Below are 12,143 nucleotides of genomic sequence, written 5' to 3'. Positions count from 1 at the left end.
CGGTCGGGGGCGTTGACGCCCGCGACCGTAGGGAGCAAACCGGACACCTCCTGGGGAGCTCGTGCGGCAGCTGCTTCAGGCAGTGTTCTCAGGCTGCTGCGGCTCCACGGGTGGGCCACCACTCGTCGTGGTCTTCCTGCCGGCACAGGGCACAGCGGCCGTCGTGTTCGGTGGTCATCCCGCAGGCGCAGTTGCTGATCGGTCGTACGTCGACCGGCAGCTCCTCGCCACGCAGCGCAGCGAGACATGCCGGACAGAGCCCGTCGGGGAGATCGGTGCCGGCGGCCAGGCGGAGAGCCTCGTCGGGGACGACGGCCAGGCGTCCGCAGGAGGTGGGGAGCAGGGCGCCGGGAGGCGGGGCACCGAGAGATGCCGGCGTGGGGAGGATGTGCCGGTACCGGGGATCTGCGTCAGCGTGGGGGCTGTACGGATTGGGTGCGATGGAACTCATGGGGGCTCTTCTCATGCGGTGCGGGTGAGGGGGCGGCGTCAGCGGGAGTGCCAGTAGCGGTGTCGATCGTTTCGGAGGCTTGGAACTCGCCCTCCTCGGTGGGGTCGGGGACGACTTTCAAGCGGCTGCGCTCTTTGCGGAGCGCGGTGATGTAGACCCGCACGGTGTTCTCGGTCAGCCCGAGGCTGGGCGCGAGACGCTGGGCCAGCTTCCGGGCGGACAGGTCCGCATCTGGCGAGGTCAGGGCGTCGTAAGCCGTCTTTACAGCGGCGCGACCGTCTGCGGGTGGAGCAGGGGGTTCTTCCTCCTGGGGGGACGACGGCGGGTCTCCCTGCGCGGCGGTCAGGGTGCCTTCAGGCCGGTCGGGGGGTGGTGGTTCCTCCTGCGGGGTGGCGCTCGGCGGGGCGGCCGGCGGCGGATCGGCCTGCGAGGTGGTCGGGGCGCCTTCGGACCGGTCGGGGGGCGGGGCCGGAAGTTCGGGTGCGTTGGATCGCTGCAGGACCGGTGGGGCATCGGCCTGCACAGGAACGCCGTACTTCGCCAGCCGCAACGGCATCAGGGCCTCGATGGGTGCTGTGCGCCGCCAGGCGGGCCCGTACCGCACTTCCAGCCCTGCTTCGTAGATCAGTCGGTCTTGCTCGAGCTTGATGACCTGGTCGTAGGAGCGAAGCTCCCAGAGCTTCATCCGACGCCACATCCGGAACGTGGGCACCGGCGACAGGATCCACCGGGTCAGCCGGACGCCTTCCATGTGCCGGTCGGCCGTGATGTCCGCGATGCGCCCGACCGCATGTCGGGCGGCTTCGACTGTCACGACGAACAGGACGGGGATGACGGCGTGCATGGCTGTGCCGAGCGGGTCCGGCCACGCCGCCGCGGCGTTGAAGGCGATGGTGGCGGCGGTCAGGAGCCACGCCGTCTGCCGGAGCAGCGGGAACGGGATTCTGATCCAGCTCAGCAGCAGATCGAGCGCGAGCAAGACCACGATCCCCGCGTCGACGCCGATCGGGTACAGGCGCGCGAAGTCGCCGAACCCCTTGGCCTCCGCTAGGTCTTGGACAGCCGCGTAGGAGCCGATGAAGCCGATCAGAGCGATGATCAGGCCGCCGCCGGTGATCACAGCGACGAGAAGAGCGTGAGCGCGTGGGGCCCGGGTGGGCTGCGGCTGCTCTACGTCGGGCGGGGTCACTGGCGGACTCCCAACGGTTCTGTGGCCCTGGCTGTCTCGCGTGGGGTAAGGCCGCAGGTGCCGAGATCGCCGCGGTGATCAGTACGGGTGGTCATGCGGCGCACGGTAGGAAGCGAAGCGGACACCTCCTGTGGAGCCGGCGCGCGGCAGGGTTCTCTCTGGCCGGTCGGCGTCCGTGTGGTCAGTCCTGGCGACGGTGATCGCGCAGGAGGGCTGCGGCTTCCTCCCACCACTGGCGCCGAAGCTCCGGTTGTTCGGCTACCGCCCGGCACTGTCCGCGCTGCGTTCCCATGCCGCCGGTGAGCGGCCGCAGGCACTGCGGGATCGCGGGAAGGAGCCTGTGGGCGTAGCGCTTGCCGCCGAGGAAGATGACCTCAGCGCTGTGCAGGCCGAACGTGTCGGCCTGCTGGCGGAGGTGGTCGCTGGTTACTGAGGAAGGGTGATCGATCGTCATCTCGTATGGGACGAGGGGCTGGCTGACCGTGACAAGCCCGTGCAACGCTGAGGCGATCAGGATCTGGGAGGGGCTGCTGGTGAGTGCTTCTGCGGCTGCGCGCAGCGAACGGTGGTAGTGCCCGATGTAGAGCTTCCCGGCCGGCACTTCTTGCAGGTTGCCGTCGGGCTTGGACTTACGGGCACCGCAGCTGATGATCACGATGCGACGGCGGGGCGGGATGGGCATCAGCGTCTGTCCAGGCAGGTGTGCCGGGTGGGGCTGACGGCGTAGGCGACCGCCACGATGCCGATCAGGGCTGTGACCATCATCGCGGCGAGGGCAACGAGGCTCATGAAGGTGGGGCTTTCTCCTCGGCGGGCCCGCGCGTAGGTGCGGGCCCGCCCGGCGTGGATCAGGCGGCCTGGACGACCGGCGGCTGCGGCAGAGGCTCGAACTCGGCAGCGGTACGGAGCTGATACCAGCGGTGGTCGTCGAGGACGATCTTGTAGATGCCGAGCAGCGCGTTCACCTCCACGAGGCGCGCGCCGGGCTCCTCCAGAGCCTTCCAGGCCGTGCCCGAGAGCACCGTCTTTCCGGCGTACTCGTTGTCGAGGCCGTAGTAGCGGACGTCGGTGAGCCGTTCGCTCAGGCGGCTGATGAGAAGCTCGTCGTTGGTGTCGATCGTGCGCATGGATGTGGTCTTCTCTCGGTTGGTGGGGACGGCGCCTGGCTCGGCGCTCGTTGGCCGGTCTGTGGTGACGCCGGGGAACGTATGCCGGAGGCTGGGTGCCTACGGAGCGCGCGCGAATCCGAGCAGTCGGCTGTTGCTCAGCTTGTCGCCGCTGCCCTTTCCTCACGCAGAAGCTGGATGCGGGCGGCTTCCGCCCGGGGGCCGTGGACGATTCGGGCGAGCTGAGCGATACAGAGCCGGGCTCGCTCCAGGGTCGCCAGGGGGGCCACGACGGTGACCGCCCGACCATCCACGTCGACCCGGAAGGTCTTCTCGCCGATGCGCCGCACCGTATAGCGGTGACCGGACAGGTCGCTCACAGTCCACCGGCCGTCGCCGTCCCCCTCAAGCTGTACGACGCTGCGGATCAGGTCCAGCGGGGTGAGTGCAGGATGTACGAGGTCGACGTGCTCTCCGAAGGCATCCGACGCCATCCGCCGGGTGACGTAGTCACCAAGACGGCCACAGCCCTGCTCGGGGCATGTCAGCCGGTAGGGCTGGGATGCGGGCCCGGTCTTACGGATCTGCGGTTGCAGCGGAAGTTGTGGCGCCGCCTGCTGTGACTTCTCGTCGACCGGATCTGCGCCGTCCTCTTCGTTCGCCGCGTCGGCGGCGTCCGTGTCAGCCGAGGAGGGGTGCGTCGGGCAGGCGTTGGTGTCGCGCACGAACTCGAGCTGGACGCGGGCATCCAGCTGTTGGTCGAAGTGGCATCCCGCGTTCTTGCACTGGGCCCGGTACTCACGTCCGGGGCAGTCCTCGCCCTTCCGGTGAGGACAAGGCTCGCCGTTGGCGTGCACGGGCTTAATGCCGGCGCGGTGACGGCCCTTCACGAGATGCCGGGCGTCGGCTGCAAGGGTGGGAGCGTGAACGCTTCGCGGCTCCGTGTACCTGCCGTTGTCGTTGGAACGGGCGGGCATGTCAGTTCTTCCTTGTGGTCCGGTCGTTGCGGTAGGCGGTCTCAGAGGCGCCTTCGCATATGGGGGCGTCGCAGCAGGTGGTCCTGCCGCTGCTGTTGAGGGTGATGTCGGTTTCCCCGCAGTCGCCGCAATGCGGGGTGAAGCCGCAGGGAGGCACTCAGGCCCCCTTCTTTGCGGGCAGGGGGACCGGTGTGAAGGCATTGACGTAGTCGATCCGGCCGCCGGCCGCCGAGCCTTCGGCGACCGGCCCTCCCACGGAACACAGGGTCTGCAGTACGTCGGCCGACAGCGGCTTCGGGACGCCGTCCAGGACGACCCATCCCTGGAGGGTGCTGTGTCCGTCCGCGTGGACGGTGCAGGCGGTGATGCCTGCCGAGTGGCTCGGGCCGTGGGCTGCGAGGAGGAGGAACGCCGCGCGGGCCAGGTCCGGGCCCAGATGACGGTCGTGACCGGGTGTCGGCGCGGTGATGACGAGGGTGTCACCCGGGAGGTCGGTGAAGACCTTGAGGGTGTGCTCGCCGTCTCCGAGCTGGTGGACCATGCCGCGCAGCAGCCCTTCCTGCATGCGTCCGAACAAGGCGACGTACAGGTCTGCCGGAAGGTTCTGGCGGGCTGCCTCGAGTCCGATGGCGTCTCCGCACCGGCGGAGCGCCTGCCGGGTCTCCGCGTGGTGGTCGTCTGCTGCCGGGCCGGTGTCCATGGCGGTTGCCTTCTCTGTCGGGGTTGGTGGGTCGCGGGGTGCCGACCGGAAGCTACGCAGAGCGCCGGCGAGGTCGAGAGGTCCGGCGAATTCGACCTCCCGACAGGCCAGGAGGCGGTCGAAACCAGCCCGTCGGCCCGCCTCGGGGGTGTGCGCTCACAGGGGGGATGCCGGACAGGGCGGCTGAGGGGCGGTAGGTACGAAAAGGCCCCGGCAGGTGTCTGCCGGGGCCGGGGGAACCGGAGGATGTGCCGGATCAGCCGAGAGGTAGAGCTTCCTGCTGCGTGGCGGCTCGTCCGGGGCACGTACGAGACGAGGCAGCGGCGGGGAGTTTCCGGGCCAGGTAGTCGGGCCAGGCACTGACCGGCCCGGGATGGGCGATCTCGTACGTGCCTTCGGCGGTGGTGCTGACCGGCAGAGGAACGAACGAGTCCGCCGACCGGATCGCGACGTGCCAGCCCAGCGGGCTGTCTGCCCCCAGGCTGGCTTGGGGGCAGCGGCCGTGGGGATGGGTGAAGTACAGCTGGAGGCCGCGTCCGGGCGTGAGTACCGAGAACGTCTCGACGGGGAACCGCGCTCCCTCTTTGTCGGTCAGGTCGGCCAGGATGTCCGCGCCGTCCTGGATACCTGGGGAGCGGTGACGCAGCGGCGGGAGTTCCCCGTTGGCCGGCACCAGGTCGAGGACGAGGAGGCCGGACGGGCAGGGAGCGAGTCCGACGTTGTACGGCCCGTGGTCCCAGGCGGCGTTGATCTTGTCGGTGTCGGAGGTCGCCTTCTGCTGCCAGTTCTGGACAGCGGGCGTGGTGGTGCCGGGCCGGAGTGGGAATACCCGCCAACCTCGGGCGGCGGCCGCGAGCGCGGCGGACTTGAGCGTCTGTCGGGGTGGGTGGTCGGTGCTCACGGTAGAGGGCTTTCTGGCGTCGGCAGCCGCGCGGCCGTCGCACTGACGGCCGCGCGACCTCTTCATCGGGCGGTGGGGCTCTGCGTCTGCTGGGGAAACACGGTGCGCACGGCATCGGCCAGGGCTCGTCCCAGCCACTGGGCGGCCCGCCGGAAGGTGCCGGGGAAGAAGTAGAGGAGCACGCTCACGGAGCCGACGAAGCACACGAGCGACAGGTGTGCGGTCACCCACGCGACCGTGATCATCACAGCACTGACGATCATGCACAGAGTCTCGAAGAGCAGCATCGTCGCGTTGGGGAAGGCGATGGCCAGGAGGCCGAGTGCGAGGAGAAGTCCGAGCTTCGAGCGCATGAATGTCACCTTTCGGGGATTCCGGCAGTCAGGCGGTCGGCACCGCCGATGCAAAGTCCGGGTCTGCGGAGAACGCTCCGAGGGCCTGTTGAGCCTTGATGTGGGCGGCTACCGCCCAGCTCTTGATCCTTTGGACCTCGTAGGACTGTTCGTGGTCGCTGACCTGTGCCCGGAGCTTCGCAGTGCCCACCTCCACCCGCCGAAGGTCGGCGAAAAGGTTGGGCGTCCGTGCTTGCTCCAGCCGGCCGACCAACTCCATCAGGCTCCGAATCTCGGGCGTAGGGCCGAGCCGGCGCTGGACAGTCGCGATGTCGTCTGCGATGTCGGCCATCCGGATCCGGAGCTTGTGGCGGTAAGGCCGCGGCGTCGGCCGGGTACGACCGGCGGGCCAGAGGAATCCGACGTCCTCCATGTCCTGGCTGCTGACGAACAGCGGATCGGCGTACGAGCCTCCGGGGCCGGCCAGGGATACGACCACGCAGCCGTTACCCAGCCGGGTAACGGCCAGCACCTCCGCGGCCGGGCGCCACGCTCGCGGGTACAGCGTTCCGTCTTCGGCCCGGCCGTACATCGGGGTACGGATGATGTCGTCCTCGCCGAGATCGTCCCAGTCGCCCCATGTCCATCCTTCGGGCACTGCAGTGCGCGCGGCGTCCTGCTGTTGCTGACGTGCAGCGGATTCAGCGGCAAGGTCTCCGAGCCACACGAGGTCTCCGGCGGCTTCGCGGCGCGTGTCGAACTCTGGGCCGGAAGAACCCGTGCCCGCCCGCTGGTACCGCCACTTCCTGCCTCCGCCACGCCGGCTGACGATGCCGAGCTCACCGAGGCCGTCCGCTGCTACCACGTACGTGTAGGAGCCACTGCTGCTGCGGATGAGAGGCCCGAACTTCGCACGGGCCTGGTTGTCAGCCTTGCGCTGGATCTCCTGGTTCTGGAACGCCGCCCGCGCGGCGTCGTCCGCGCGCTGCTTCTGAACTCGCTCGAGCTCCCTGAGGCGACCGACGAGAGCACAGACGGCGATGCGGCTCGGTTCACCGCGGGGTATGTGGGGCCCTTCACCAGTGGCCAGGAGATGCCGTCGGTCCCACTGGAGGAGAGCAGCGATCTCGTCCGTGATGGACGTGTCGTCGAGCTCAGCAGCCGGCGTGACTGATGCGGGCATGGGCGGGACGGCTGCTGGTGCGGCTGTACTCATGGAAGGCTTCTTCCGATGCGGGGAGGGCTGTTCTGTGGCCAGAGCTGACCAGAGGGCACCCCCGCGGTGGCCGCTGCGGCGAATCCGGCGCCGCACGGGCAGACGGATCCGCATAGGCCCGGGCGCCGCCCGCTCCTTCAGCTTGGGGAAGGCCGGACAGGTCCCGCGGTCGGCGAAACGGGCAGCACCTGCGAGCCCGGGAGCCTGGCTTCTGCCAGGCTCCCGGGCGGGCTCGCTTCAGATCCGGCGCGCGCGGACCTCCAAGATGCCTGGTGCCCGGTGCGCCCAGACGGCGCCATCGGGGACCAGCACGCTGTGTGTGTTCAGCAGCAGCGTCGCTGCCGTGTCGGTCGGTGGCTCGGGCGAAGCCTCGTCCCTGCTGCAGACGGAGAAACGGGTGCGCTGATCGTCGTAGATCTCCAAGCTCCATTGTCCTGAGGCGCGGATGAGGCGGACAGTGACGAGATCGGCAGAGGATGCTGCGGAGGTGATGGTGTTCAACCGAGAAGGCCTTTCCCTCTGGGCAAACGGACGTCGGCGAGGTTAGGGGCAGCCACTTTCAGGGAGCGCCCCCACGCGAATCAGGGACGCTCCGGTCGCGGGGTCCTGCTTGGTGCCTCAGCGACATGCTGCGAAGCGAACCGGTCAGCAGCGGCGGACCGTGCTGGTGGTCTGCTTCGCGAGGCAGACCACCAGCACGGTCATCACGGGGTGGGGTACGCGTGTCGCCCGTGCCGTTCCCGCAGGGCTGTGATCGTTGCCGGGGCATGGTGCGTGGCCGAAGGGTCGTCCAGCACGTCCTGGAGGACGCTCCAGTACGTGGCGGTCGGCAGACCAAGGCGGTCTTGGATGTACGCGTCCTGCGCGGAGGTGTCTCCCAGCTCGGTGACATGGGTGGCAGAGGCGAGGACGAGGAGGGCGTCGCCGGTCAGTGCGTTCATGAGCTCCCTTCTCCGTAGTGGGCTCCCGCGTCAGCTGGCGGCAGGCGTGGCGGGGTTGTTCTGGCAAAGGTCCATGGCGTCGCCGGGTTCCTCGGTGCCGCCGGCCCAGCCGACACGAGTGCCGTCGGGGGTGGTGCTGTAGCCGTAGCAGTGCCACCCGGCGTGGGTGGCACCGGGAAGATTCCAGTCGTGGGCGGCGTGCTCGGTGGTGCCGTCGTTCGTGCACTGAGCGGGAAACCGGCCGCAAGGGAGGGCGGGGGCGTAGATCGTGAGGGTCATGCGGGTGGCGTGCTCCCAGTGGTCGGTGGGGCTGGTCGGGGTTGCGCCACCGAAGCTAGACGTCAGAGGGCGCATCCTCGGAAAGCTGGCGAATTCGGGCGGCTGGTGGCGTTCACTGGAAGGGGTGGGCCAGCGGGCCATATCCTCGAAGGCGCGCCTGCTGGCGGGGAGCGAACCGATCCACCGCCCGGACAAGGAGGGTCTCCATGACTGCGCAGCCCGTAGAGCCGGCACCGCGGCACCCCCGCAAGACGCTGCGCGGAATCCGGGAGGCTCTGCCTACCGATCAGGTGGCGGCGTTCGAGACCGAACGCGACGGCCTCGACCTGGACGACCTCACGCGCGTCGCTGCCTTCAGGGACAAGTGGTGGGCTCGGGCGGTGACCGCTCGCGATGCGCAGCTGGATTCGGACAGCGACGCCGGCATGGCTGGCGACCTGGACCTCGCGGAGCCGTGGTCGCTGGCGAGTGGCCAGTGAGCGAGAACGACGGCCGTCCTTCACAACCGCCGGGAACGTGGCCGTGGGCCCCGTCCAAGCAGGCCCGCGCCCAGTACGAGGAGCTGACCAATCACCCCGCCGCCCCGACGCCGCAGGATGCCGTCGACGCGATGATCCGACGGATCATCGCCGATCCGTACCGGGCAGGGTCGACTCGTTCGCCGAGCCGGCCTGAGTGGGACCGGGTGGCGGCGGAGGGCTCCTTGGTGATCCCCTACCAGGTCCATGATCCGGAGCGGAATACGCAGGCCAAGCAGCGTTTCGTGATCATCCTCCGCATCGTGTGGGCGGACTGACGCCGAGCGGTGCCATGCGGCCTTCTCACGTCTAGAGGTCGCTGAGCCTGGGCCTGTGCCGCTCAGCCAGGTCTTGCAGCCACTGCGGAGTCTCGTCGGGCTCGTAGGTTCCCAGCATCTGCCAGCCGGACGCCCGATCGTCACCGATGCGGCCTTCCGGGCCGAGGCGATAGCCGGTCACAGCGGCCTTGAACGGCATGTAGGCCGCCTCACCGGTCCGTTTGCGGTACTCGATGACGACCGCCTCCGGGTCGAGGACGTATGCCACGTCGGCGCCGTCCATCACCACATACGCGGGAGCGCCGGAAACGATCATGTACCGCGTGACATCGGTCATCGTGACCGTAGCGGTGACCTGCAACATCTCTCCCTCGGCCGGTCCGTTCGATCGGGAAGCAGCGGAGCCCGGGCCCGGCAGGAACGGGATGTCGTCCCTGCCGGGCCCGGGACTGTCAGGCCTTGTCGGTCTTCTGCGGCATGACGGCCGCGACGGAGTCGGCAATCGCGCGGGCCAGCCAGCGGGTCGCCCTGGGAATGGCGGTGGGGTTCGTGCGGGCCAGCACAGCGACCGCGCCGATGCAGCAGATGAAGGCCAGGTGAGCCTTGACCAGTGCTACGACGACCAGCACGGCGCTGATCACGGAGCAGACGATGCTGAAGAGGACCATGCCCAGGCTCGGGAGCGCCGCCCACAGGAGACCGAGTGTCAGGATCAGGGCGAGCTTACGCATGATGTGTCCTCCGGGGTCGGGTCGCTTTGACGAGGTGGAGATTCGCACCGCACGGCCTGATCTCCTCAGCGCGCGCGAAACCGGGGAGAGCCGCTTGAAGGGCGGGTGAGCGGGGTGAGGTGTTTCGAGCCGAAGCCCTTGCTGGGCCGTGGGCGTTCCGGCCGGGGCCAGACGGCGTGGGCAGGTGCCCATGGTTCAGGGGAGAGCGGACAGCGGAGGGCAGGCCTGTGGAGCGCGGTGCACGTGGGCCGCGCTCCGACGGTGACTCAGGCGCCGTAGGGCGGACGGCCGGGGCAGCCGTACGCGGAAGGCGCCAGGTCGACGAGTGCGTTCCACTCTCCGATGGCGTCGCACACGGTGCACCGGCCCATGGGGGCCTGGTCGTCGATGTGCTGCTGACCGATGGGGAGCACGCGGTGCGGGCGGGTAAGGTCCGGGGTCCGCACGGTGGAGATGACGACCTCGTCAGTGGGCTGCAGTATCGCCGTGCTCATGTGGCGCTCCTTCGGTCCGGGCTGCTCTTGATCAGCCGCTGTCTTGTGGAGCTGAAGGTAGGCAGCCTCGGCGGACGACCCGTCGGCCCCGCGAAAGTCCCCTTCCGGATGTCCGGCAGCACACGTCCGCAGCTGCGCGTCGGTGTCACGTACTGCCGGACAGCGCGCTCGACTGGAGCGCGCTGGCTCCCGCCCGGGCAGGCGGGAGCCGTCTGGGAAGATGATCTGCATCTGGCTCACCGCAGGATTCACCCTGGCCGTACGGCCGGTGTCGATCGTCGCTGATCACCGAGGGCTGCCCGCGGGCCTATTGAGTCGCGGCCGCGGGCGTTCAGCATCCTGGGAGAGCTCAGCCTTCGTCTGCCCACGTCTGCTCGACCAGCTCCGCCGCGCGCCTCCTGCTTGGCGATGGTCACCGACGGGTCCGACTGGATATCCGGCAGCGTGCGGAGAGGCGCGAGGAGCTCGCGGTACTGCGCGGCGCGCTTGCGGTGCTCGGCCGCCTTCCGGGTCAGCTTCTGCTGTTGTTCGCGCAGCTCCTTCAGCTGCTGCCGTGTGGCAGTGAGAAGCGCCGGGGCGCGGTCCTTGGCAGCGGCCAGGTGCAGGGCCTCTGCGTCCGGCCGCGCGAGATACCGCAACGCGAGTGCTCGAAGCACACCGGACGCCCGTCGTTCGGTGGCCACCGGTGCGGAGCAGCCGGTGGTGGGAGAGAGCCGTATGCGGGCCGGCAGTCGCTCGGGGGTGGTCAGGGTGATGCGTCCCGTGTCGCCGCTGCTGCTCCAGCCGCCGCTCAGTCGGATGGTGTTGATGGTCGGTTCGTCGCGTGCTTCATGGCCGTAGCGGCTGGTCGGGATCCCGTACGTGATGTTGATCCCTTCCGGCCAGGGGGTGTTGTTGTACCGGTAGCGCTCCACGGTGAACGATCCGGCGACCCTGGCGCCCTGGACGTTGTAGACCACGCTGCCAGGCCGTGTGCCGGCCGGGGCGGGGGTCTCTCGTACGGTCAGGATGCCCATCTGGTGACCGTGACGGTCGAAGAACGGCACCTTCACCGGGGTCGGGTCTGCTGGAAGGACAGCGCCGGCCCGCCGGCGCAGGATGCCGGTGAGCTGGTTGACCGTTCGGCGGGCCGAGACTCGCTGGGCGGTCACTTTCTGGATTTCGGCCTCGAGCTGGTCGGCCTGCTGCTCCTCGTACCTTGCGTGCTCGTCTGCTCGGGCGACCGCAGCCGCCAGCTTCAGCTCGGCGACATCGTCGCGGCCGCGCCACATCTCCAGGAGGCAGCGGACCACGGCTTCGGTACGTCGGCGGGTGCCGTCCGGCAGTCGTTCGGTGAGGAACGTCCGGCCGGAGGCTACGGCGTACGGGCCCAGGAAGTAGCGCGTCGGGATGGTATCCGGGTCGAGCCCGGCGGTGTGGCCATGGACGCCGACCCGGTAGACGACGGGCTCGTCGGGCCGCGGTGTGTAGTACGTCTGCGGCTCGAGTCCGTCGCCGTACTGCACCTGGACCGTCGTGGGCAGCACGGTGCCACCTCGCTTGGCCTCCGGGGCCACGATGAAGGTGCCCTTGATGTGCGGTCCGGTGACCTTGAATCGGACCCGCCCGTGGGGCAGAACGGTGTCGAGGATGGTCAGCGTGCCGATGCCAGGCACGCCAACCGTGCGGGGCGTATGTGTCGGCACAGACATGGTCAAGGCTCCAAGGCGGATCGAGTGGGTTCAGCGCCCTCGGGCGCCACCGCGATCTGCGCGGCCGGCCTCGGGGCGGGAGCGAAGGTACGAGGAGGACCTCAGGTGCGCACGGCACGGCGAATCAGCGCCTGCGATCACAGAAGGCGGGCCGTCCACAGCCCGCGGACGGGGCGCCCTTCCGGGCGGCTCTCACCTTCTGATCGGTACAACTGGGCGCCGCCGGTTCGCGGAGCCAGCGGGGTGCAGGGACGGCACGAGGAGGCGGGGACGGACAGGCCTGTCCGTCCCAGATCAGGTCCTCGACGGCCGCCAGCCCCGGTGTTCCTCCCGGGGCTG

Annotated in this window: 18 protein-coding genes; 2 read left to right on the top strand and 16 right to left on the bottom strand. The window is 69.3% G+C overall.

Annotation, left to right across the window (positions count from 1 at the left end):
* Window positions 1-88: 88 nt before the first annotated feature.
* The 12 genes from ABT170_RS13605 to ABT170_RS13550 all read right to left on the bottom strand — a co-directional run bounded on the left by ABT170_RS13605 (window position 89) and on the right by ABT170_RS13550 (window position 8,092).
* Window positions 89-451 carry a hypothetical protein gene (locus ABT170_RS13605; protein WP_325745555.1) on the bottom strand — a complete coding sequence of 121 codons (363 nt, stop codon included), beginning with the start codon at window positions 449-451 and terminating at the stop codon, window positions 89-91.
* Window positions 411-1,571, bottom strand: coding sequence for a DUF2637 domain-containing protein (locus tag ABT170_RS13600; protein WP_351866777.1), 1,161 nt, complete (start codon window positions 1,569-1,571; stop codon window positions 411-413). The genes ABT170_RS13605 and ABT170_RS13600 overlap by 41 nt, the downstream gene beginning before the upstream one ends.
* Window positions 1,572-1,821: 250 nt before the next feature.
* The gene (locus ABT170_RS13595) at window positions 1,822-2,322 is read right to left on the bottom strand and encodes a DUF6884 domain-containing protein (RefSeq protein ID WP_351866774.1); all 501 of its coding nucleotides are present in this window, start codon (window positions 2,320-2,322) and stop codon (window positions 1,822-1,824) included.
* Between the two features lie 166 nt (window positions 2,323-2,488).
* A complete protein-coding gene (locus ABT170_RS13590) occupies window positions 2,489-2,767 on the bottom strand; it encodes a hypothetical protein (protein WP_351866771.1) in 279 nt (92 codons plus the stop codon).
* A 137-nt stretch (window positions 2,768-2,904) separates the two neighbouring features.
* Window positions 2,905-3,471 carry a hypothetical protein gene (locus ABT170_RS13585; RefSeq protein ID WP_351866768.1) on the bottom strand — a complete coding sequence of 189 codons (567 nt, stop codon included), beginning with the start codon at window positions 3,469-3,471 and terminating at the stop codon, window positions 2,905-2,907.
* Window positions 3,472-3,880: 409 nt separating this feature from the next.
* The gene (locus tag ABT170_RS13580; RefSeq protein ID WP_351866765.1) at window positions 3,881-4,423 is read right to left on the bottom strand and encodes a hypothetical protein; all 543 of its coding nucleotides are present in this window, start codon (window positions 4,421-4,423) and stop codon (window positions 3,881-3,883) included.
* Between the two features lie 256 nt (window positions 4,424-4,679).
* Entirely contained in the window at window positions 4,680-5,324 is a 645-nt protein-coding gene (locus tag ABT170_RS13575; protein ID WP_351866762.1) for a bifunctional DNA primase/polymerase, read from the bottom strand.
* Between the two features lie 62 nt (window positions 5,325-5,386).
* The gene (locus ABT170_RS13570; RefSeq protein WP_332757046.1) at window positions 5,387-5,677 is read right to left on the bottom strand and encodes a hypothetical protein; all 291 of its coding nucleotides are present in this window, start codon (window positions 5,675-5,677) and stop codon (window positions 5,387-5,389) included.
* Window positions 5,678-5,705: 28 nt separating this feature from the next.
* Entirely contained in the window at window positions 5,706-6,872 is a 1,167-nt protein-coding gene (locus tag ABT170_RS13565; protein WP_351866759.1) for a hypothetical protein, read from the bottom strand.
* A gap of 237 nt (window positions 6,873-7,109) precedes the next feature.
* On the bottom strand, window positions 7,110-7,373 hold the full coding sequence (locus ABT170_RS13560; protein ID WP_332757044.1) for a hypothetical protein: 264 nt from the start codon (window positions 7,371-7,373) through the stop codon (window positions 7,110-7,112).
* 203 nt (window positions 7,374-7,576) lie between these two features.
* A complete protein-coding gene (locus ABT170_RS13555; RefSeq protein ID WP_332757043.1) occupies window positions 7,577-7,813 on the bottom strand; it encodes a DUF3263 domain-containing protein in 237 nt (78 codons plus the stop codon).
* Between the two features lie 30 nt (window positions 7,814-7,843).
* Window positions 7,844-8,092: a hypothetical protein gene (locus ABT170_RS13550; protein WP_351866755.1), complete on the bottom strand. Its 249-nt coding sequence runs from the start codon at window positions 8,090-8,092 to the stop codon at window positions 7,844-7,846.
* A 206-nt stretch (window positions 8,093-8,298) separates the two neighbouring features.
* Here ABT170_RS13550 and ABT170_RS13545 point away from each other — a divergent pair, with 206 nt between their 5' ends.
* Window positions 8,299-8,571 carry a hypothetical protein gene (locus ABT170_RS13545; RefSeq protein WP_332757041.1) on the top strand — a complete coding sequence of 91 codons (273 nt, stop codon included), beginning with the start codon at window positions 8,299-8,301 and terminating at the stop codon, window positions 8,569-8,571.
* Complete coding sequence (locus ABT170_RS13540) at window positions 8,568-8,888, top strand: hypothetical protein (protein WP_351866752.1); 321 nt, start codon at window positions 8,568-8,570, stop codon at window positions 8,886-8,888. Before ABT170_RS13545 ends, ABT170_RS13540 begins: the two co-directional genes overlap by 4 nt.
* A 31-nt stretch (window positions 8,889-8,919) precedes the next feature.
* On the opposite strand, the gene ABT170_RS13535 is transcribed toward ABT170_RS13540, so the two are convergent.
* The 4 genes from ABT170_RS13535 to ABT170_RS13520 form a co-directional block, all read right to left on the bottom strand.
* A complete protein-coding gene (locus ABT170_RS13535; RefSeq protein ID WP_351866749.1) occupies window positions 8,920-9,225 on the bottom strand; it encodes a hypothetical protein in 306 nt (101 codons plus the stop codon).
* Between the two features lie 115 nt (window positions 9,226-9,340).
* The gene (locus ABT170_RS13530; RefSeq protein WP_351866746.1) at window positions 9,341-9,619 is read right to left on the bottom strand and encodes a hypothetical protein; all 279 of its coding nucleotides are present in this window, start codon (window positions 9,617-9,619) and stop codon (window positions 9,341-9,343) included.
* Between the two features lie 266 nt (window positions 9,620-9,885).
* A complete protein-coding gene (locus ABT170_RS13525; RefSeq protein WP_351866744.1) occupies window positions 9,886-10,113 on the bottom strand; it encodes a hypothetical protein in 228 nt (75 codons plus the stop codon).
* A 248-nt stretch (window positions 10,114-10,361) separates the two neighbouring features.
* On the bottom strand, window positions 10,362-11,768 hold the full coding sequence (locus ABT170_RS13520) for a hypothetical protein (protein ID WP_351866741.1): 1,407 nt from the start codon (window positions 11,766-11,768) through the stop codon (window positions 10,362-10,364).
* Window positions 11,769-12,143: the final 375 nt, after the last annotated feature.

The organism is Streptomyces sp. NPDC001787, from assembly GCF_040297465.1.
GTDB lineage: Bacteria > Actinomycetota > Actinomycetes > Streptomycetales > Streptomycetaceae > Streptomyces.
Note: the sequence above shows the minus strand (reverse complement) of the source record. Positions and strands in the feature narration are given on the sequence as shown.